The 22,304-nt window shown below is 30.3% G+C and carries 20 protein-coding genes; 13 read left to right on the forward strand and 7 right to left on the reverse strand.

Going from position 1 to position 22,304, the window contains the following annotated elements; all coding sequences use genetic code 11:
- The 3 genes from CIW83_RS22250 to CIW83_RS10685 all read left to right on the forward strand — a co-directional run.
- Positions 1-582, forward strand: a 582-nt coding sequence (locus CIW83_RS22250) for a hypothetical protein (protein WP_201259799.1), incomplete at its 5' end; no start/stop codon positions are given.
- Positions 583-784: 202 nt separating this feature from the next.
- Positions 785-1,789, forward strand: coding sequence for a stalk domain-containing protein (locus CIW83_RS10680; protein WP_094901019.1), 1,005 nt, complete (start codon positions 785-787; stop codon positions 1,787-1,789).
- A 103-nt stretch (positions 1,790-1,892) separates the two neighbouring features.
- On the forward strand, positions 1,893-4,301 hold the full coding sequence (locus CIW83_RS10685; RefSeq protein ID WP_158220088.1) for an S-layer homology domain-containing protein: 2,409 nt from the start codon (positions 1,893-1,895) through the stop codon (positions 4,299-4,301).
- Between the two features lie 12 nt (positions 4,302-4,313).
- Here CIW83_RS10685 and CIW83_RS10690 read toward each other — a convergent pair whose 3' ends face one another.
- From CIW83_RS10690 to CIW83_RS10705, 4 genes are all read right to left on the reverse strand, one after another.
- On the reverse strand, positions 4,314-5,360 hold the full coding sequence (locus CIW83_RS10690; protein WP_094901023.1) for a hypothetical protein: 1,047 nt from the start codon (positions 5,358-5,360) through the stop codon (positions 4,314-4,316).
- Positions 5,329-6,651, reverse strand: coding sequence for an MBOAT family protein (locus CIW83_RS10695; RefSeq protein WP_201259800.1), 1,323 nt, complete (start codon positions 6,649-6,651; stop codon positions 5,329-5,331). Before CIW83_RS10695 ends, CIW83_RS10690 begins: the two co-directional genes overlap by 32 nt.
- A 702-nt stretch (positions 6,652-7,353) precedes the next feature.
- Positions 7,354-8,151: a DUF92 domain-containing protein gene (locus CIW83_RS10700; RefSeq protein ID WP_094901025.1), complete on the reverse strand. Its 798-nt coding sequence runs from the start codon at positions 8,149-8,151 to the stop codon at positions 7,354-7,356.
- Between the two features lie 11 nt (positions 8,152-8,162).
- On the reverse strand, positions 8,163-8,831 hold the full coding sequence (locus CIW83_RS10705) for a diacylglycerol/polyprenol kinase family protein (RefSeq protein ID WP_094901027.1): 669 nt from the start codon (positions 8,829-8,831) through the stop codon (positions 8,163-8,165).
- A 403-nt stretch (positions 8,832-9,234) separates the two neighbouring features.
- Here CIW83_RS10705 and CIW83_RS10710 point away from each other — a divergent pair, with 403 nt between their 5' ends.
- The 8 genes from CIW83_RS10710 (at position 9,235) to CIW83_RS10735 (ending at position 16,946) form a co-directional block, all read left to right on the forward strand.
- Entirely contained in the window at positions 9,235-10,872 is a 1,638-nt protein-coding gene (locus tag CIW83_RS10710; protein WP_094901029.1) for a PucR family transcriptional regulator, read from the forward strand.
- 141 nt (positions 10,873-11,013) lie between these two features.
- On the forward strand, positions 11,014-11,427 hold the full coding sequence (locus CIW83_RS24335; RefSeq protein WP_201259801.1) for a cytosine permease: 414 nt from the start codon (positions 11,014-11,016) through the stop codon (positions 11,425-11,427).
- Positions 11,428-11,438: 11 nt separating this feature from the next.
- Positions 11,439-12,311 (forward strand): cytosine permease, encoded by an 873-nt coding sequence (locus CIW83_RS10715; protein ID WP_255374373.1) that lies wholly within the window; start codon positions 11,439-11,441, stop codon positions 12,309-12,311.
- A 43-nt stretch (positions 12,312-12,354) separates the two neighbouring features.
- The gene (locus CIW83_RS10720) at positions 12,355-13,179 is read left to right on the forward strand and encodes a hypothetical protein (RefSeq protein WP_201259803.1); all 825 of its coding nucleotides are present in this window, start codon (positions 12,355-12,357) and stop codon (positions 13,177-13,179) included.
- 92 nt (positions 13,180-13,271) lie between these two features.
- A complete protein-coding gene (locus CIW83_RS24340; protein WP_255374374.1) occupies positions 13,272-13,400 on the forward strand; it encodes a hypothetical protein in 129 nt (42 codons plus the stop codon).
- 62 nt (positions 13,401-13,462) lie between these two features.
- On the forward strand, positions 13,463-14,032 hold the full coding sequence (locus tag CIW83_RS10725) for an ABC transporter substrate-binding protein (RefSeq protein ID WP_094901031.1): 570 nt from the start codon (positions 13,463-13,465) through the stop codon (positions 14,030-14,032).
- Between the two features lie 366 nt (positions 14,033-14,398).
- Positions 14,399-15,235: a polysaccharide deacetylase family protein gene (locus tag CIW83_RS10730; RefSeq protein ID WP_094901033.1), complete on the forward strand. Its 837-nt coding sequence runs from the start codon at positions 14,399-14,401 to the stop codon at positions 15,233-15,235.
- Between the two features lie 271 nt (positions 15,236-15,506).
- Positions 15,507-16,946, forward strand: coding sequence for a Na+/H+ antiporter NhaC family protein (locus CIW83_RS10735; RefSeq protein ID WP_094901035.1), 1,440 nt, complete (start codon positions 15,507-15,509; stop codon positions 16,944-16,946).
- 100 nt (positions 16,947-17,046) lie between these two features.
- Here CIW83_RS10735 and CIW83_RS10740 read toward each other — a convergent pair whose 3' ends face one another.
- From CIW83_RS10740 to CIW83_RS10750, 3 genes are all read right to left on the reverse strand, one after another.
- Complete coding sequence (locus tag CIW83_RS10740; RefSeq protein ID WP_094901037.1) at positions 17,047-18,411, reverse strand: sigma-54 dependent transcriptional regulator; 1,365 nt, start codon at positions 18,409-18,411, stop codon at positions 17,047-17,049.
- Positions 18,395-19,084 carry a sensor histidine kinase gene (locus tag CIW83_RS10745; protein ID WP_158220089.1) on the reverse strand — a complete coding sequence of 230 codons (690 nt, stop codon included), beginning with the start codon at positions 19,082-19,084 and terminating at the stop codon, positions 18,395-18,397. The genes CIW83_RS10740 and CIW83_RS10745 overlap by 17 nt, the downstream gene beginning before the upstream one ends.
- Positions 19,085-19,253: 169 nt before the next feature.
- On the reverse strand, positions 19,254-20,399 hold the full coding sequence (locus tag CIW83_RS10750) for an ABC transporter substrate-binding protein (protein WP_158220090.1): 1,146 nt from the start codon (positions 20,397-20,399) through the stop codon (positions 19,254-19,256).
- Between the two features lie 166 nt (positions 20,400-20,565).
- Between CIW83_RS10750 and CIW83_RS10755 the strand changes: the two genes are divergently transcribed.
- Positions 20,566-21,057 (forward strand): metallophosphoesterase, encoded by a 492-nt coding sequence (locus tag CIW83_RS10755; protein ID WP_094901043.1) that lies wholly within the window; start codon positions 20,566-20,568, stop codon positions 21,055-21,057.
- A gap of 199 nt (positions 21,058-21,256) precedes the next feature.
- Positions 21,257-22,147, forward strand: coding sequence for an HD-GYP domain-containing protein (locus CIW83_RS10760; protein WP_094901045.1), 891 nt, complete (start codon positions 21,257-21,259; stop codon positions 22,145-22,147).
- The last annotated feature ends 157 nt before the right edge of the window (positions 22,148-22,304 follow it).

Here is a 22,304-nt window from a genome sequence, read left to right on the forward strand (position 1 = left end):
GCAGCTTACGATAAATTAACAACAGCTCAAAAAGCATTAGTAAAACCAGTTAATGTAACTGCATTAACAAATGCAGAAAATGCATTAGCAGGAACATTAGTACAAGAGTTAATAGATGCATTACCAGCAAAAGCTAATGTAAAATTAGCAGATAAAGCGCAAGTAGAAGCAGCAAGAGCAGCATACAATAAATTAACTCCAGCACAAGCAACAGGCTTAGTTTTAACTAAATTAACTGAAGCTGAAGCGATGATAACTGCTTGGGAAAATGTAGCAGAAGCTAAAGCTGATTTAAAATTAACTGTTACTAAAGTATCAGATACTAATTATACTATAGCTGAACCAAGCAATCATACAAATGGTGCTAAACATGTTCTAGCTGTAGGAACATTACCAACATTTGAAGATACGGGTGCAGTTACAGGAACTAGTCCAGTAGATATAACAAAAGATTCAAAAGCATTCACATTTGAACTTACTGTAACTATAACTGATGGAACAGAAGCTTCAGCTACAGAGAATGTAGTATTTGTAGTAACAGTTCCAAACACATTAGAAGCAGTAACAATTGCTGCAAAATAATCAACGAACTAAATTGAGATAATACATCTCAACTAAAGAAGAACCCCAGAGGAGTAAATCCAAAGGGGTTCTTCTTATTCAATATAAAGAATTGTAATATAAATGTAATACTATTGTAACCTTAGTGTCTTTGACAAAAGCACTATTTTATAATATCATTATAGTGTGAGATAAAGCAGGAGGAAAAAGGGAGGTTAATATTATGAAGAATATGAAGAAGAAAGCAGTAGCTGTTCTAGGTGCTGCTACAATACTTGGTACATCTGTATTTACGGGGGTTATGGCAGCTGGCACAGATGTTGTTGGAAAAATTGCAAACATGACTATTTTCAACAATGGTGCAGCAATGAGCTTACCAGCAGATCAAAAACCAATTATAGTAAATAATAGAACTTATTTACCAGTTAGAGCTTTAGGAGAAGCCCTTGACAAAAATATAGACTGGACTGCATCTAATCCAAATAGTGTTTATATTACTGATAAGTCAGGGCAAAATCAACAAGACATTAATTATCTTTTACAACAGATAACAAAGGCACAAGCCGATGTAAAAGAAAAAGATGCAAAGATAGTTACACTTGAAGACAAAGTTAAAGAATTAGAAGCTAAACTTAAGGAACAAGATGATAAAATAGGAAATCTTTCTGATTTAGAGAAAAAATTAAACAGAGACTATGGAGATTACAAAAAAGTAAGATTAGATATAGTTCTTAAAGGGGATAAAGATGAAGTAAAAGTAGATGTTGTAGTATCTAAATCCGATAGAGGTACATGGGATAATTTATATGATAAGGAAAGAAAAGATTTAGTAGAAGATATAGTATATACTATTCAGAAAGAGTATAAAAATGCTTCTGTAAAAGGATATGTAAACAGTGGACTTAACAGTACTTCTCTAGATTTCTATACTGATAAAAGAGGAGATGTCCAATACTATGGAACAGGTTCTAGTTCAGGAAGTTATTTAACAGCAACAGAAATGAAAACTTATCTAGAAAATAGATATAGAAATGATGTAGATAGAGTATCCGTATCTGTAAGTGGATATAATGTAGATGTTGAAGTAGATTTATACAAAGATTTATATGATTCTGAAATAAGAAATTTAGTAGATGAGATGAAATCTGATATAGTATATCAAATGAAAGACGTATATAAGCAAGATATACTTATAAAAGTATACTATAAGAATCAAAAAGTTTATTAATATTCAAATAAAAAAGAGTCTTAAGACTCTTTTTTTATTAAATCTGTTTTACATGATACATCATGGGAATATATAATATATAAATATGAAGGGGGAAAATGACATGAATAGAAAAATAATATCTACTTTTCTTGTATTTATAATTTTACTTAGTTTAGGTACAATCACTTTTGCTAAGACTGGAAATGAGAAAATAGATTGGTTAGTTGAGAAGAAGTTTGTTGAGGGAGATGGAAGTGGAGATTTAAATCTTAATGGAAATCTAACTCGTGAAGAGGCTGCAACTATTATAGTCAAGGCTTTAGGTAAGGAATCCTTAGTGGCTTCATATCAAAATGTTGAAAATATATTTAAAGATATGAATTCCAAAGTATGGTCAAATGGTATGGTCAATGTTGCAGCACAGGAGAAAATTGTAAGTGGTTTTCCAGATAAGACCTTTGGACCTAAGAAGAACATTACTTACCAAGAGATAACCACTATGTTAGTCCAAGTAAAAGGTGGACTTACAGCAGAAGAACAAAAAGCTGGAGTATGGCCAACACCATATATCCTTAAAGCTAATGAATTAGGTATATTAGATTCATCTATGAAATCCTTAGATTACAAAAAAGATGCCACTAGATTAGTAGCCTTTGAAATGTTATATAATACTGTAAAACCTAATGAAGATAAAGGTTTAAATGCCTACAAAGCTATAGTCCGTGAAGTAGAAAGAGTTTACTCCATAGATAAGGACGAATTAGGACTTACTATATTTAAAGATAGCAACAATGCTAGTAAGTATAAATCCAATGAATATACTAGGATAAAACATACTAATAAAGATTCTCTAGAAGACTTATTAGGAAAGGTAGTTAGAGTTAAATTAGATGATAATAATAACTTAAAGTCCTATGAAATAGATAATTCCTATGATTATCTAATGGGTAAGGCAGAATTTAGAAGAGATGAAGTAACTTTGAATGGCAAAACATATGATATCTTATTTAAAGATTCATCTGATAATGTAAACAACAAACTACAATTTGTATATCATAATGATGAAGAAATTGATTATAATGATTTCTACAACAAAGTAGAATCAGACTTTGCTAGAATTACTGTTGATGGAAACAAGGTACTAGCGATTGAATCCTTTAGTTTTTCCAAGGTAGAACCTATTCTTAAAGTCGATGGAAACAAAGTGACTTTTACTGATGAAAGGTCTATGGTTATAGATAGAGCTATTTTAATCAAAGACAATGTATTAAAAACTGTAGATTTAGCTGATATCCAAGATTTTAATATTGGGCATGTATATGGAGATAGACAAATCTTAGTTACCGAAGAAGTAGAATTAGATGGTATACTAGACAATGTCCTATACAAAGATAGAGAAGGTGTAGTCGTTAGAATAGATAACAAGGACTACAAGGTATCAGATAAATTCCATATGGTCTATTCTACTAATGGAGATAAATTCATAGTCTTAGACTCTGATAAGGCATATGATGATTTATATTTAATTAGAGGGCAAGAAGTTAAATTTGGACTAGATGCAGCAGGAAATATTAAATATGTAGTATCATCTAAAACAAGTGATGAAGACTTCTATGTGGTTAGTAGGATTACATCAAATCATATTAGATTAGTAGATAAAAATGGGAATAAAGTAGAATTTGAAATTAGTCTAAAAACTTCTATTAAAGATGTGAATAAAAAGGATATCAAACTTAATTCTCTAAAAGAAGGAGATTTAGTATATATCATTAAAGATGGAAAAGATATTAAGAATCTATATCTAGTAAAAGGTTTTGAAAGTATGAAAATAGCTTCAGTAGCTATAAACAAGAGTTCTGATGGAAAATTTGCTTTAGATAAAAAATATATTGTAGACAAAGATACAAATTCTTTCCTATTCCATGAAGATAGTAAGGGAATAACAGATATTGAATCTATGGAAGTGAATAAAGTATTTGAAAATACAAAATCGGATGCAAAACTAAAGGCATATATAATATCAGACTATGACTTTGATAGACTAAAAGTAGGGGATAAGGTCATTACATCAGGAGATAAAAATGAAATAAATACAATTTTATTTACAGGATTTAAGCAAAGTTTAAAGAATAGTAAAGAAGAGATAATTAGGCTAAAATATAAATTTAGAGTTGGCTATGATGATGAAATAGAAGGTTTTGTTGGTGACAAGTCTGTAGTATATAAAATTGAAAAGAATGCTAAACTAATAGATATAAACCCAGATGAGTATGTCAAACTATTTATAAATGAAAGTAATGAAGTGATTGGATCAGAATTAATCTTCAATAACTCTGATAAATATCTAGAAGTAACTAAACTAGAATCTTCTTCTGGAAAAGTAGTTGAAATCACAGTAAAAGAAAACAATAAGGAAAAGTCCTATTGGGTAACTAGTGACTATATAGAAATAGGATTTGTTAAAGAAGACTCTCTAGTTAAATTACATTTCAATCAAGATGGAGAAGTAGATATAATCTTAGTAAAATAATAATAAGCAAGGTCAATATTGACCTTGCTTATACCATTTTATAAAGTCTTCCATGAATATTTGAACACCGCTATAGTTAAGATGTGCATCATCTCTAAAGTTTTCGTTGACAAATAAATTCTTTTCTTTATTTACTATATTGTAATCTCTATATGGAACATTCAGCTCATCAGCAAAATCTGCAATCTTTTTATGAAGTATATCATAGTTTTTAATATATTCCATTGAAACATTGGCAATAGGTGCTGTCACAAATATAGGTGTAATTCCTTCATCTTCGCAGAGTTTAACTATTTTTTCAATATAGGATTTTTGTGTTTCATTAAAATCCCATGTAGCACCATCAAATCCAATAAATTGATTGGTTTCATGGAACTCTGATTCAGGTATAACTATATTTGAATATATAAACCCTCTCGATCTATGATAGCTCACTCCAGGAACATTTTTTTGCTCCTCCTCTATAGGCTTGAGTTGCTTTTCTATATCTTCTTTTAGTTCATCATTCCAATAGCTAAATACATCCTGCTGAAATCTAACGGGTTTAAAAATATATTTTACCAGTTCGTTTAAGGGAAAAGCATTTCTTAAAAATTCTCTTTCAAATTCCTTGTTATTTATTGCTGAAATAACTGTATCTGCCTGTTTTAACTCAAACTCATTACTAAGCATATCCCAATATAATTCAAATACCATTATTTTAGGCTTATGATATTTTAGGACTTCCTTTAAAACATAGTAAGTAGAATCAGCATGTTGTAGTGGAGAACCGAAGTTAAAACTGCTAGTTCCAAGTTCAGCATCAATGATTTCAGGATCAAAGGTACAGTATGCATGGGATGAGCCTATGAATATTAAATCTAAAGTATTAGGCTCTAAAGTATAGAACTCAGTCCATGCCTTTTTGTATGCAGATGTAATTTGATTTTCATTGCTTATATCCTCATAATAATTTCCGATATAATGTAATAAAATTGATAAGATGATTATAAATATAATCAATTTTATCCATATGAATCTTTTCCTATTAGAACTGGAAGTATATGAATTGGTTTGCATTGAAGTATACCCCCATCGTTAATATTATCAATAATAGTATGATATAAAAGGAACCCTCTATTATGAAGTTAGAGTTATTGAGAGTTAAATATAAAGGTTTTTTCCTAGCAATAAGCTCTCCAATAAATAACAATATAATAGAAGCAATCCCCAATAAAAGCTCAAAGAAACTAAGTCCCATATTATTCGCTACAGCATATAGATAATCTATATTTCTCCAATTATCCATATCTGAAAATAAGTTTTTAATAATATAGATTGCATCAGAAATGGAATTTGCTCTAAAGAATATCCAAGTAAAGCACACTAAAGTAAAAGTAAATATTACCTGAAATAATTTTAGAACAAAGCTATTATTAAGCCTTAAGGTTGACTTAACCTTAGAGCGAACTCTTTTAGTCATATGGGCTATAATTTGATATATACCATGTAGCCCTCCCCAAATTACAAAGGTCCAATTTGCACCATGCCAAAGACCACTGAGTAAAAAGGTAATTAATACATTAAGATAATATCTTGGCTTACTCACTCTATTTCCACCTAAGGGTATATATAGATAGTCTCTAAACCAAGTGGATAGAGAAATATGCCATCTTCTCCAAAACTCTTGTATACTTTTAGAAAGATATGGTCTATCAAAGTTTCTCATCAAATCAATATCCAATACCTTTGCAGCTCCTAAGGCTATTTCTGAGTATGCAGAGAAATCACAATATATCTGAAAAGCAAATAATATGGTAGCTATAATATAGTATATACCTGAGAAATCCTGTGGAGAGTTATATACTGCATTGACTGCTACAGCTAATCTATCAGCTATTACTATTTTCTTGAAAAATCCTATTAGCATGATCTTTATACCATCTAAGACCCTATAGATGTCAAAATAAGCCTTCTCACGTAATTGAGGTAATAATTTATCTGAACGTTCAATTGGTCCTGCCACAAGCTGAGGAAAGAAGGTTACATATAAGGACAGCATAAAGAAATTCTTCTCGGGTTTAATATCTCCTCTATATACATCTATAGTATAACTCAATGTTTGAAAAGTATAAAATGATATTCCCATGGGAAGAAGTATATCAAAATGTCCAATTGGATAATTAAAATTGAAATATGCAAATACATTCCCTAAAGAATCATTAATAAAGGAAAGATATTTATATATAAATAATACTCCAAAGCTAATACTTAAACTTAGAACTAACCAAAACTTTCTAATTCCTTGATCTTTATGTTTACTTATTATTAAAGCTGCAATATAGTTTATTATGGTACATAATAGTATCAATAGTATATAGCGGGTTTCCAAGCCATATAGAAATAATAGGAGCTAACTAAAAGTAGAACCCACCTAAATCTATGGGGAAGAATATAATAAACTAAGGTTACAACAATAAAAAATATAATAAACTGTACTGAATTAAATAACATATTAGCACCTCATAGATTAGTTTTACACTAGTATTATAAAGCATTTATCATATATTATCAAGTTGCAAAAAAGGGACAGAGGGACAGGATTAGTGTCCCATAGTAGAGGTGAAGTGAAAATCTTCAAGGGGTTAGTATCTCACGATTAATAATATAGATAAGGTTGAAAAAAGGATTAAGGGTTAAGATATGAAGAGCATTTAAAGAAGTATTTAGTCAAAAGAGAATAGTAAAGGACTTTATAGAAAATAATATGCCAAAAGAAGTATTAGATATAAATAGATATAGAAAATTTAGAGCTGCAAAATGATACATTTATAGATGAAGATGCAATTAAGGAGCAAATAAGAAAGTTAGAAGGGGAGGGGGCTGTTACTATGAGTATATTACAAAGAAGAGAAGAAATTGGAATATAAAAAGGAATCAGAGAAATAGCTAAGAATCTATTAAAAGAAGGAGTAGAGATAGCCTTAGTAGAAAAGGCTACAGGTCTTTCCAAAATTGAAGTAGAGAAATTGAAAAAAGAGATAGAGAATTAGTAGATATAATTATTCAAGGTCTAATATAACAAAAACACCATCAAAGTAGCCAGTAAATTACTAACAAAATTTACAACATCGTTATTTATAATGGAAAAACCTTTAACAAGCCTGTTAGACTTGTTTTTATATACCTTTTTTTCAGTAAATGACTTTATTTCTTCACAATAATACTGAGCCTGTATAGAAGCTCCTAGTATACTATCTATAATTGAGCCTATGAATCCCAGAATTAGACATACTAAAGAATAAGTAAGTCCTTGTCGTATATCATTATATATTACAATATAAGCAATTAAAAACATTGAAGATATAAAGGCTGAGCCTAGAAAAGCAAAGGTAGTTCCCAATGTACTTATACCGCCGGACATTCCTTTTTCTATAGGTTTAAGGGTTAATATAGATAAGGGCTTATCCTTGCTTAATACACCTACTTCAGAGGCCCAAGTATCTGAAGTTGCAACTCCAAAGGACACAGCATAAGCTAATAAGAAGATAGGATTATTATAAATGTAATATAAAAAGGCTAGAACAAGGCCTATTCCTCCATTAACAAAAACCTGAATATAGTCACGTCTTCCATCCTTTTCATTTAATCTATCAAGATTCTTCTTGTTTATACCCTTAAACTTAGTTAAAAGACTGGAGGACACAAAAAAGGCTATCATTATATTGAAAAACCATAAACCTCCAAAAAAATAAATTGCAGTACCTAATGCTACAGCAGCTAAAAATCCAGTTATATTTAAGGATGATTTTTTATAAGCTGCAAAGGAAATTAAAGAAGAATAAACTAATCCTATTGTAAAATTTAACATTTAACCACTTCCTAAATTTGTAATAATAGAATGATATAAAAAAACATTGCAGATCCTAATGGTACAGTGAGATTGTCTAATCCAAGGGGAGAAAATAACTCTAAGGCTGTGCTAAGTAATGCTAACATAAAGCTAAATAATAATATATTAACAGGGTTGAATATGTATAATATTATTATAGAGACTATAAAAGAGAAAACAAACATAGCCAAGCTGCCTTCTATACTTTTATCATTTCCCAATATTTTAAACTTGTGATTTCCAAAGTTTACTCCTACTATTGCAGCGAAGCCATCACCATACCCCATTATTAAAATGCCCAAAGCACCTATATAAGACAGCTCTTTATTCTTAAAAGTAATTAAAGATAAAATCAGTAAAGATAAGGCATAGTATACAGTTCCTAAATCCTTCTTTGAGCCATCCCTTTCCATAGCATTAAAAATTTGTTTTTTATATGATATATAATTGATGATAACAAAGAGTCCTGGTACAATTGCTGCACTTATATTATTATCAAAAAAAATCATTGCTATAATCCACCAATTAGAAACACCTATATGAATAAATTTTCTACTACCTTCATTAGATAACATATCTAATTTTTTCATTACAGAAGCTATTCCTATTATTAAAAACACAAAAATTATAGATATCAATATTCCAATTATATTATTCAAATCAAATTCTCCTATCTCTTTGGTTACAAAATACATATAATACATAATACCATTAATTTGCAGAAATTAAAAGAAAGTTACCGTATCGTCTACAAATCGCACATTTGAGAGTTAGCCTTTTGAGCTAGTTTTTTTGTTAGTAGATAAAATTTATGAATAAAACAGGAACATAAATAAGGGTTATAGATAAAAAAGGAAATATAAGGATGAAGCAATTTATCTATTAAACAAATAGCTATTTTCTTCTGAGATGAAGAATTTTCTTAAAATTGCAAATAATAATACATTCTGTTAGTATAAAATTAAAGGCAAATTTAGTTACATAGATTATAGTTATAAAGCTGGAAAATATTAAAATAGTTTAACTTTTATCTTCACTTAGCAAGAAAGAAGGGATGATTAAATGAATCTTACAGTAAGAGACATACTTAGTTTAGGTGGTTTAAGAGATGCTAGTATAGTAGCTGGTAATGGTGGAGTTAATAATATAGTAGATAGTATAAGTGTTTTGGAAGTGGCAGACTCTAATATTTCAAAATGGGTGCTAAAAAACGAATTATATATAACTTCATTTTATGCAATTCATACAAATATTGAAAAGCAAAAAGAAGTAATAAAAGTCTTACATAAGTCAGGAGGCTGTGGCCTTGTACTATGTCATATTGATATGTGGATAAAAGATATTGACAAAGAAATAATAGAACTATGTAATACTATAGACTTCCCTCTCATTGTTGCAAATTCTGAAGTTTCTTATGTAGAGATATTAAACCCTATAATAGAAAAACTTATGAAAATAAATATAGATAATTTTCAGCTACTTCTTTCAACACAAAATAAGCTAATAGAACAAGTTGCAAATAAAGAAGAATTGGAAGACATATTTAACAATATTTCAAGCATGTTTGAACAAGAAATATTGTTTCTTGACTTAGACAATAATTGTATATTTTCTAAGAATACAGATAAAAACACTATAAAAACAGTGGAGGATTATTTAAGACTCAACTTTAACACTATAAACTCAGAATGTGATAAGTTTAATTACTGTATCAAAAATATTGGACAAAAGAAGAAGGTATTATATCCTATTAAAACTATAGGTAAGTTCTATGGTTTTGTAGTAGTCGGATATGAAGAAGAAAGATTTGAACATACATTGAGAAAAATAGAAAATATTGCTAAGATATGCACATTGATTTATACAAAAAAAAGTAGAATCCAAGAATTAGAAGAAATTAATATTCAGGATTATATTGGTGATTTAATTACTTGGAATTTTAGGAGTGAAGAAGTTGCTTTAAAGGCAGGATTAGACATTAATTGGGATATCGTCAATAAAACTAGACTTATGATTATTAATATTAATAGTATTCAAGAAAACTTATCTAGTAAAGGTGTAAAGGATATTCAAAATTATGCCAAGAAGGTTCTATATCCTACTTTGTCTCAAGAGGTTAAATATTCTAACCCTAATAATTTAATTGGATTTAGATCTGATGTAGTTTTTATATTATTACATAGTAATAATGATAAAATCAAAGATAAAGATAAAGCCAGTTCTTTAGGTCAAAGGATATTAAAAATATGTAATAATGATTTCATAGGCTCTGTATCCATAGGAATAAGCAACCATATGGAAGAAGTTACTGAAATTCCTAAGGCATATAAGGAGGCCACAAGTGCCGCTATAATGGGACGAAATTTATTTGGAGAAAATAGGGTAGTTAAATATAATGAGCTAGGTTTTTTTCCATTATTAAAGGATTTGAAATTTAATGAGGATATTAGAGTCATAATTGATTATTTATTAGCACCATTAATAGATTATGATAAGGTCAATGGTACTGATTTAATAGAGACATTGAAAAATCTCTTAGATAATAATATGAATATTTCAACAGTTGCTAAGGATATGTATTTGCACAAAAATACTGTGCTTTATAGAAAAAACAAGATAATTGAAATATTAAATGATAATCCATTTGAAATGCCATATACGCTCAATTATTTATTGGCACTTATGATAAATAGTCTATAACAAAGAAATTTTAGGTGGTATGTGTTTGTGTTTTTGCACAAATGCATACCTTTATATTTGTCTTTTACTATAATGTAATATCAATTAAGAGATGTTAAAATTAAAATTAATCAACAAAATAAAAAATAGGAGGGAAAATGTATGACTACCAACATTCAAACGCATCACACAGCTCAACACGACAATGCAACTGAAAGAGTACCTGAAAACCAGAAAAAAGGTTTTTTTGATGTTGCCATTGTAGCAGCAGGTTTCTGTATTGCCATGTCAGGACTCTTTACTGGAGCGTCGATAGCAGTAGGTCTTGATCTAAAACAAGCAATTATAGCCTCTTTTATTGGTAACACTATTTTATCTATTTATGGTGGTGCAGTAGGTGCTGCAGGGGCTAAAGAAGGTGTAGCTACTCCAATGTTAGCTAGACCAGGATTTGGAAGACAAGGTTCAAAGATTGTAAGTTTAGTACTTGCTCTTAGCATGTTAGGTTGGTTTTCTGTTCAAGTAGGATTCTTTGGAGACACAATTAATGCTATGTTCCTAACGGTGGATTTTTAACTACAAAATATGTGGCAGCATTTTGGGGCGGGATACTAATGCTTTTAACTGCCTACTATGGCTACAAAGGAATTAGCTTATTAAGCAAGATAGCGGTTCCGCTGATAGTCATTACTGCAACTATAGGTATGATTGTGGCAGTAAAGCAAGTAGGAGGCTGGAATGTGGTTGCAAGTATGAAACCAGAGCAATCTATGGGCTTAGGAGCTGGAATAGTAATGGTAGTAGGATCATTTGCAGGAGGGGCTTCTGCCCAAGCAGATATTACAAGATATGCAAAATCTACAAAAGTAGCTTGGTTAGGTACAATTTTCGGATATATGGTTGCAAATGTTTTCATTATAATGGCTGGATTTGTAACTACAGTAGCTACTGGTATAGGTGATCTTCCATCAGCTATGCTACAACTAGGTCTTGGTATCCCTGCATTATTAGTACTTATAGGTGCGCAGTGGACTACTAATGATAATAATTTATATACCTCATCCCTGGGACTTGCAAATATTATCAATGTAGATAGATCAAAGATAGTTCTTGTATCAGGTGTTATAGCTACTCTTGTAGGTGTTGCAGGTCTATCAAACTACTTCGCTGATTGGTTGGTTTTATTAGGTATAGGAGTTCCACCAATGGCAGGAATAATATTGGCAGACTACTTTTTTATTAGCAACCAAAAATATGAGTATGGCAAAGGTAGTGAATATTGTCAGTGGAATATAAATGCATTTATAAGCTGGGGAGTAGCTTGTTTGGTAGGTTACTTTGTTAATTGGGGAATAGCTTCACTAAATTCGCTAATCGTAGGAATGGTAGTATATATAATTCTTATGAAGGTGAATGAGGATAAGAAGATTGGATTAATTGGCACATATATTGAACCATAATAGTTCAATTTATAATAAAAATAATATCAAGGAGGAATTTAATATGCCAAAATATATGGATATGGAATTAGCGCAAGCAGCATATAAGTTGATGCATGATATGGTTAAAGTAAAAAAAGGTGAGAGCGTATTAATTACAATTGATTCAGTTTCTGATTTTAGAGTTGCAGAGGAAATAGCAAAAATGTCAGAAGCTTTAGGGGCAAAGGTAATGGTAGCATGGCACTCAACACCAAAGGGATATGGGGCGTTAACTATGCCATATTTACCAGAACCTCTGATTGCCTGTGCAGATAAAACAGATGTATGGATAGAATTAAATGACCAATGGCTTCTTTATTCACCACTGTGGGACAAGGCTGTAACTAATGGAAGGACTAGACAGGTAATGCTTGGTGGTCTAGGAATTGAAAGAATTGTAAGGAATATTGGAAAAGTTGATATGGACATTCAAAAACAATTCCAAGATGAACTAACAAGAATGACTAAGGAAGCATCTGAAGTAAGGATAACAAATAAAGCTGGTACAGATGTATCCTTTAAAAATGACCCTAATAGACCAATTAACAGTGAAATAGATTATAGTGTTCCAGGAGCACATTTCTTAATAGGACAAATTGGATGGGCTCCTATAGAAGAAAGTATTAATGGTAGAATTGCTATTGATGGAGCATTAAGTGGTGGTGGAGATGCAGAACTAGGAGTATTAGATGAGGTCATAACTTATGTTGTTGAAAAGGGAAGAATAGTTGATTTTGAAGGTGGTAGCAAGGCAGAATTAGTTAAAAATTATTTCAAATCTCTGAATGATCCAAATATGTATATTGCAGCACATGTTTGCTATGGCTGTAGCCTAATGCAAAACTAGAAGGATGTACAACTGAAGATGAAAGAGTTTGGGGCAGTACAGAGTGGGGCTTCGGTCACCAGGGATCTAATTATTCTGGTGGTGAATCAAGGGTGGCTAAGAGTCATATTGACGGTATTTGCTTAAATTGCTCAGTTTGGTTAGATGGTCGCCAAATATTAAAAGATGGTGTTTTCATAGATCCAAAACTAGAAGAACTTGCTAAAAAACTAGGTAAATAAACTTTGGCTGTCAGTAATCTGGCAGCCAAATTACAGTACTTCTAATAAAGGATGGTGCTAAAATGAAAAAAATAATAAATATAGGAGCAGATCCGTTTCCACCATATCAATATTATGATAAAGATGGAAATTTAAAAGGCTCTGACTATGAAAATATAAAAAACAAATTTGAAAATATGGGGTATGAAGTAAATATAGTTTTAGATGAGTGGAAAATCATTGAAGATAATATTGTTAACAAGAAATTAGATGCAGCATTTCAAGTACAATATACTAGGGAGAGAGAAAGCAAATACTTTTTTTCAAATTTATTTAGAAATGCAATTACAGAAGTAGTTACAGGTAATCCAGAAATAAAGATTAATTCCTATAAAGAAATAGAAGAAAATAAGTTGACTTTAGGGGTTATAGCTAATTATACCTATGGTGATGATATTGATAATATTGATTCTTCTTTGAAGGTTAGCTACAAAGACCAAACAGAGCTTCTCAAGGCTATTAATGATAAGGTAGTTGATTTGGGGATATTTGACAAAGGCGTAAAAGAATATATATTAGAAAAAAAAAGAATTCTCAAATATATATTCAATAAAAGCTTTAGAATTTATAAGACCACTCTATGTAGTATTTAGTAATGAAAGCTTGAGAAATGAGTGGAATGAGAAGTAAATAAAGGCATAGAAAACATAGGAAAAGAATTAGTTCATCTAATAAAAATGAAACTAGTAAATTTTATTTTTCTAGTTTCTTTTTTAACTTCAATATTTCTATAGTAGCTCCTATACCATACTTTAAAACTTTATCAAGTATATTTTAGGTAATAGGTTAATTTTTTTATAATTCTTTCATCCAATATTCTTTTCTTAATTTTTCTCTCTATCCTTATTATTTTTTAGATTTAAAATTATCATTGCAAAAGTTATAATGTTGGATGCTGAAAAGATCAAGAATTTATTTATATAACAAATAATCTTTCCAACGAATATAAAATTAATATATTGAAGACTCTATGTAATCATGATAAAATAAATCGAAGGACAAGAACAAAAGGGGATGATTACATAAGAAAAATATTAGTTATAGTTATTTTTTTATTTGCCTGTACAGCTACAGTTTCCTATGCCAGTTTAGATAAAATCCCTGTACTTTTATATCACCACATATTACCTGAACAGGATATTATGAACTTCGGTTGGGAAAACAATAATAGTGTACTAAGTCTTGAAAAATTTACTGAACAAATGAAATATTTAAAGGAAAATGGTTATTATACAGCCACAATGAATGAGCTTGAATCCTTTATGGATGGGAAAATAAAACTTCCTAAAAAAACAGTGGTTATAACCTTTGATGATGGATATCTAAGCAATGGTATATATGCCTATCCTATAATGAAAGAATATGGCATGAAAGGAACTATTTTTTCAGTAGGAGAGCTGGCAACTAGAGAAAAAGTGGAATTTAATCCTGAGGGTTTACAGTATATTCCAGTAGAGGATATGGGAAAATATAATGATATATTCTTATTTGCCTGTCATACCTATAATCTACATCGTCATAATGAAGAAGGGATTCCATTTTTAAAATCTCTTTCTGAGGAAGAAATAAAGAAGGATTTATTTAAAAGTAAAGAATTATTGAATTCACAATACATAGCTTATCCCTTTGGAGAATATGATAAACACACTATTAAATATGTAAAAGAAGCAGGATATAATCTGGGGTTCACAGTAAGCCCAGGATATGTATCTAGATATACTAAAAAATATGAAATTCCTAGAATGGTTATTAATCAAAATATAGATTCAGATAAATTTATATCTTTTCTAAAATAAATAAGATGTTTTCAAAATAAACTCCTTATAGGTAGAAGTATCTATAGGGGGTTTTGTATAATAAAAGGTTTTGAGTAAAGTCTACCTAGTATAATTCACCCTATGATATATTGCATAGGGTGAACTATTTTACATAGCAATTTTTTTCAATTATATTGTTCTACTAAGGGATTTTGGGCATATTACCTATATAAGGACATGGCATCCTTCTTGCAATTATATATTAATCGATATATATACTTTAATAAAATATATTAAGAGGGGGAGTAAAATGAGTAATGAAACGAAAAAATTAGAGTTTTATGGTGGTGAATGGGTTTCTTTCTTACCTTTTGTTGTATTCTTAGTTATGATTATACTTACAACATTCCACTTTGGCTCTATATCAGATGGGGCTCTTTGGGTACCTGCATTCACTGCTTTAGTTGTCGCTTTTTTCTTTGCAAAGGACAAAGCCCAATATTCTAATGCCCTAATTAGTGGTATGGCTAGTAAAGAAGCTATAATCCCTGTAGTATGCTGGATTTTTGCAGGAGTCTTTTCTAGAATTCTTCGTACTTCAGGTTTAGCTGATGGGATTGCTGGTGTAGCTGCTTCTATGGGTATCCAAGGGACTTTCTTTATCGTCATATCTTTTTTAGCATCAGCAGTCTTTGCTACGGCTTCTGGTACAGGATTTGGTACAATTGCTGCTGGAATGGGTGTTTTATATCCAGCTGGTATTGCTTTAGGTGCACATCCTGCTCTTTTAGCTGGGGCTATAATTTCTGGCGGTGCCTTTGGAGATAATCTTGCACCAGTTTCTGATACAACTATTTGTTCTGCCACTTCACAAGGTGTTGATGTTCCCGGTGTAGTTAAATCTCGTCTGAAATATGCCATTGCTTCAGGTATTATAGTTATTATTGGAATTATCATTATTGGAAGTGGATATAAAGGTGATATTTCAGCTATGGAATCTATTTCATATAACCCTAAGACATTATTTATGCTGATTCCAGTTGCATTAACTATTTGGATTGCCGTTAAATCTGGAGATATTATTATTGCAACTACAGTAGGGTCTGTATTAGCAGGTGGAACAGCAGTATTATTTGGATTAATGGACTTTATACAAATAGATCCCGCTGCTGATGTAGTTAAGGAGGCTTTGATTAGAGTTTCAGGTGCTGGACTTGATAGAACAGTAGATGGTGTTATTTATACAGGTATCAATAGTATGATGCAGGTTGTAGTCCTAGCACTTTTATTATTTGGTTCGATTGAAATCATGAGAGCAGGACATGGAGATGTTAAATTATTAAATGCTTTAGGGAAAGTAGCAAAGAGCCCAAGGAGTGCAGAGTTTGTTATAAGCTTTATGATTATAATACTTTCAGCTTTAATGGGACTTAATGCTCCTGCAATATTAGCAGTTGGTGCTTCCTTTGCTAGACCACTAGGTGAGAAACATGGAATTAGTCCATATCGTATTGCAAATCTTTTAGACGCCCAATCTAATACATTTGTTTATGCCCTACCTTGGACACCTGCTATAATCTATACCATAAGTTTTGCTAAAGACAGTGCAGCTCCATTAACAGCAGTTGAAGTAACGCCATATGTATTATATTCCTATGCTATGCTAGCAGTAATGTTTATTTCAATAATATTTGGAATCGGTAGATACGATAATATGAAACAAGCTAAGAAAATTAGCGGAAAGGCATAAAAAATACCTCCAAGTAGATAGTCTATTTTAATTAGACTATCTACTTTGGAAGTATCATATCATCAAGGAATTATTTTTTATAACGAATAGTAAAGTTCTACTATGACATAAATTCTCTTAAATTGTACTCGTTTATTTTATTGAAAAGTTGTCTTCTACTTAAACCGATTACCTCAGCGGTTTTGGTTATATTGTTATCGTTTAATTTTAGAGCGTTGATTAAATATTCTTTTTCAAAGTTTGCCCTTGCAAGGTTAAAGTCTAAAGTATCAAAGTGTTTATGAGAATCAAAGTTTCTTGCTGTACTTGATTCTATTTCCTCCATTTTCAATATTCCATCCTTACATAAGACAAACATTCTCTCGATTATATTTTTTAATTCTCTGATATTACCAGGATAGCTATAATTAAGTAGATATTTTAATGTTTCATTTTCTATCTTAGTAATATCCTTTTTAAATTCCATCTTATAATTATCTATAAAGAAATTAATCATATCCAAGATATCTTCTTTTCTCTCTCTGAGAGGAGGTATTTCAAGTATAATAGTATTTATTCTATAAAAGAGATCTTCTCTAAAATTTCCACTTTGAATCTCATGTAGTAGATTCTTGTTAGTTGCACAGATTAATCTAAAATCAACTTCTATTTGTTTATTTGAACCCATTCTTTCAATTTTTCTATTTTCTAATACCCTTAGAAATTTAACTTGAATTTCTTGAGATATCTCTCCTATTTCATCTAGAAAGATAGTACCTCCATTAGCTTCTTCAAATCTACCAATCCTCTTTTCATTAGCACCAGTAAAAGAACCTTTTTCATGTCCAAATAATTCAGATTCTAATAGATTTGTAGAATAATATTGACAATTAATAGCGATAAAAGGCATGTTAGATCTCTTGCTTATATCGTGAAGTCTTTGAGCTATGATCTCTTTTCCTACACCGGATTCCCCTAAAAGAAGTACATTTGCACTTGATTGTCCAATATCCTCTAGAGTGTTTAATAATTCCTTCATTTTAGGATTCTTGCTTTGATAAAGATATCTTTCCTTATTCTTCTTTGTTGAAATCATATTGTTCTTCTTTTGTAAATTTAGCAGTTTTTTAGCCTTTTCTATTTCAATTAAAAGTTCCTCTGGATTATGGCTTTTGATAAAATATCCGAATGCTCCTATTTTCATGGCTTCTACAGCTGTTTCTACTCCTCCGTAGCCTGTAACCATGATTACCTCTACGGACTCGTAGTCTGATTTTATCTTTTTCAATACCTCTATACCACTTAAACCAGGCATGATTACATCACATAGAACTATTGGATAGTATTCACTTTCCATAATATTTAAGGCTTCATCTCCACTTTTTGCCTCCCCAATAATAAAGCCTCTGCTTTCTAAAAGCATCCTATAGGTTTCTCTATGTTCTTTTTCATCATCAACTATTAATATTTTAAATACTTCCTTCATTGCTATTCCCTCCAGCTGGTAAATACACTTTGAATTTTGTACCAAATCCTAACTTGCTTTCTATAGAAATGTCACCTTTTAGTTTTTTAACTTCATTATAGGTTATATAAAGTCCCAGTCCTGTACCTTTACCCGGTTCCTTAGAAGTATAAAAAGGATTGAAGATTTTCTCTATATTCTCTGCATTAATTCCAATTCCGTTATCTATAAATTCTATTAGGATACCTTCATCATATTCATAGGCTTTTACTATGATTTCTCCATTTTCTTCAATAGCATCCATAGCATTAGACAATAAATTTATCAATATATGCTTTAAAGACTCTTGATTAATTAAAAATTTATAGTTATTTATACATTCAACTTTGTAACTTATCCCCTGTTTCTGTAAATTTTTTACTTGTAGCTCTAAAATATTGTGGATAAATTCACCTATATTCACAAATTCTTCAGTATCACCAGAAATTCTAGAGAAATTGAGAATATTGTCTATAATCCTACTGGCTCTTCGTACTGCATTATCAATATAATCAAGGGATTTATTGATATTTGTATTGGAATATGACCTTAGAATAAAACTATGATTTCTAATTATTCCTAAAGGATTTCTAATTTCGTGGGCTATACCAGCGGCCAATTCTCCAATTGCCATCATTTTATTAGCTTGGAGCAATTTATTCTTACTTATTTTATCGCTAGTAACGTTATACATTAAAACTAATGTATTGTTAATATTATTATTGGTGTCTTTTAAGGGATAAGTATTGACTTCATAGACTTCATTTTTTAAATATATTTCATTTTTACAATTAATACTATCCTCAAAAGTACTTTTTATAATATTAATCAAAATCAGAAGTAGAAAACATATCTAAAATTTCACCATAATACTTTCCTAAGACTTGATATTTGCTCTTTCCTATGAAATTTAAGAAGGACTTATTAGTATTAACAACTATATTATCTCTATTTAAAACTAACATAAACTCAGTCATTCCATCAAAAACGATTTGCAGGTCATTTCTACTATCTTCTAACTCTTTAGTTCTAAGTTTAATTTGTTTTTTAAGAGAACTATTCCATAGACTCATCAAGATAATAATAGTAGCTATTATAAGTATAAGGGAAAATATATATTTTTTAGCTGCCTCAATATCAAATTGTCTAACAATAGGTGCTGAAATGCCAAACCATTTTTGCTGCACTTTTTCAACAGCATTTTTCTTCTTCAATGCATCTATACCCTTGTTTAAAATAGGAATTAATTCAGGTTTAGACTTAGGAACAGCGAAAACCACCTGATTTTCATAAACAGGTTTTTCAATTATTTTTACTTTATTTTCTAGATGATTATTATTTAAGTGATAAAATATGACAGGTTCGTCTCCTAAAACTCCATCTACTTTCCCTTCTCCAAGAAGTAGCAATGCTTCCTCTAAGTCACCAACATAATGCTGCTCGATACTAGGGAAATTAATACTTAGATATTCGCTGGCATAGTCTTTCTTTTGCATAGCCATAACCTTACCTTCAAGGTCTTGTAGACTATGTATGTCAGTGTTGCTAGCCTGAATCACCAATACAGATCTTAAATTATATATAGGTTTAGTGAATAGGAAATGTTTACTCCTTTCAGCACTAGCAAACATATCACATATATCAGTTTGACCCTGTGAAAGGCTGTCTATAGCATCTTCCCAGAGCATAGGATGAAGCTCAATATTAGTTCCTATTTCTATAGATAAGGAATTTACATAATCAATGAGAATTCCCTTATATTGTCCATCTGCTTCATCATGAAATCTGAGAGGAGGAGCATTTCTATCAGCAGCATATATTAAGCTTCCTTGTTGATGTAACCATTCTCTCTCTTTTTTAGTTAAATTATTAGATAAATTAATTCTATTATTTAGAATTATAAAGAGGGGAAATAATATGATAAGTATTATAAAAATAATTGCAATTTGTTTATAAGCCTTATGACCCAAGGTTATACCTCCCACTAAGATGATAATTTTATTATATCATATCTTTTAAGAGATGACTAAATACTGGGAATAATTAGAATGGATTCTCAATACTATGAGGTTAAGGGCTTTATTGGAAAAAAGAAATATCTAAAATATATAATTATGAATATAGGAGGAAAGTTAAGTGAAAATAGGTATTATTTCTGATACTCATATTACAAAAAATATCCCTAGCTTTATTGACTTTCTAGATACTTATTTTAAGGAAGTGGACATCATTGTTCATTCAGGTGATTATATAAGTATAGAAGTCATAGAAGCATTACAAAAGTACAAGAATTTTATTGGAGTGTGGGGAAATGTAGATGAACCTGAAGTAAAAAATCTGATAAAGGAAAAAGAAGTAGTCACTATAGAGGGTTATAGAATAGGGATTTTTCATGGACATGGTACTATTAGCAATACTTTAGATCGAGCCTATGAAAAATTCAGAGAAGATGATGTAGATATAATTATATTTGGTCATAGTCATCAACCATTAGTTAAAACTAAGAAGGGAATATTGATGTTGAATCCTGGATCATTGACCAATAAACGTCAAGAAAGATGGTATTCTTATATTATATTAGAATTAAATACAGAAAGTATTGATTTGCAATTTAAATTTTTTTCTTAGAATATTAAAGAAAGAGGGTTAGGATTTTAGTGGAGGTTAAGCTAAAGCTAACTTTTTTGTCGTATTGTGTATAACCTTGTTGGAAATTGTAGAAATATTTGGTATAATTATTTTAATTATAATAAGTTAATATCTAACTGTAATAGCAATGATTATTCATAAGTTTATGTTCTAATGAAAACTCACACGGAGGTACAACATGGATGGTTTTAAAATCTATAAAAACGGTGAAGCCATAAAAGAAGATATAAACAAAGCAGGAAGATTTAAACTTATGATTCAAGACAGTGATTTTGAAATCTTTGAATCTTACATACATGCAGGGCATTCGGTGATTTGTCAGCCATATGAATGTGAGAATTCGATGAATGCAGTCTTTGTATTAAGTGGTAAACTTTATCATACTAATACGAAGTCTTATATTTTAGGGGGAGAACATTATACCTTTAAGAATTTAAAAGAAACCCATCACCTTAGTGTAGAGGAAGATACAGAACTCTTGATGATTAGAAAAAAGAGTTTTTTCATGGAGCAAGTATCCAAGATGAATAAGACCATGGAGCTTATGGATATGATTCAGAAAAAAGATCATTATACAGAGAAACATTGTAATAGTACAGGGAATTTAGCTGTTAAAATAGCAACTTATTTAAAGCTTTCAGATGAGGTTATTCAAAATGTCTTATTTATAGGTAAAATTCATGATATAGGGAAGATCGATGTCCCTATTGAAATTTTAAATAAACCTGGAAAATTGACTGCAGAAGAGTTTGATTTCATAAAAAAACATCCTCAGAGGGGACATGATATAGTCATGGAGACAATTGGAGATAAAGGAGTTGCTAAAATTATTTTGCAGCATCATGAAAAAATTGATGGCAGCGGTTATCCTTTTGGTCTAAAAGGCAAAGAAATATCTATGGAGGCTAAAATTATTTTAGTTGCAGATAGCTTTGATGCTATGACATCTAATAGACCATATCGAAAGCCTATGAGTGTTAATGATGCCATCCAAGAACTTAGAACTTATTCAGGTATATGGTATGAAAAAGAAATAGTTGAGGCATTAGTTGAGGTAGTTAGAGAATAAATCATTATTTATTAATAGAAAAGAGAATCAATTAAAAGGGATTGATTCTCTTTTCTTTATTTATCTAAGAATATATTTACAATTCAGCCATAACAAAAATCTATGATGGTACCAGATATTATCAAATGTGCTAATATTTAGGGACTATTTTTAATTT

The organism is Tissierella sp. P1, from assembly GCF_002266425.1.
GTDB classification, from domain to species: domain Bacteria; phylum Bacillota; class Clostridia; order Tissierellales; family Tissierellaceae; genus Tissierella; species Tissierella carlieri.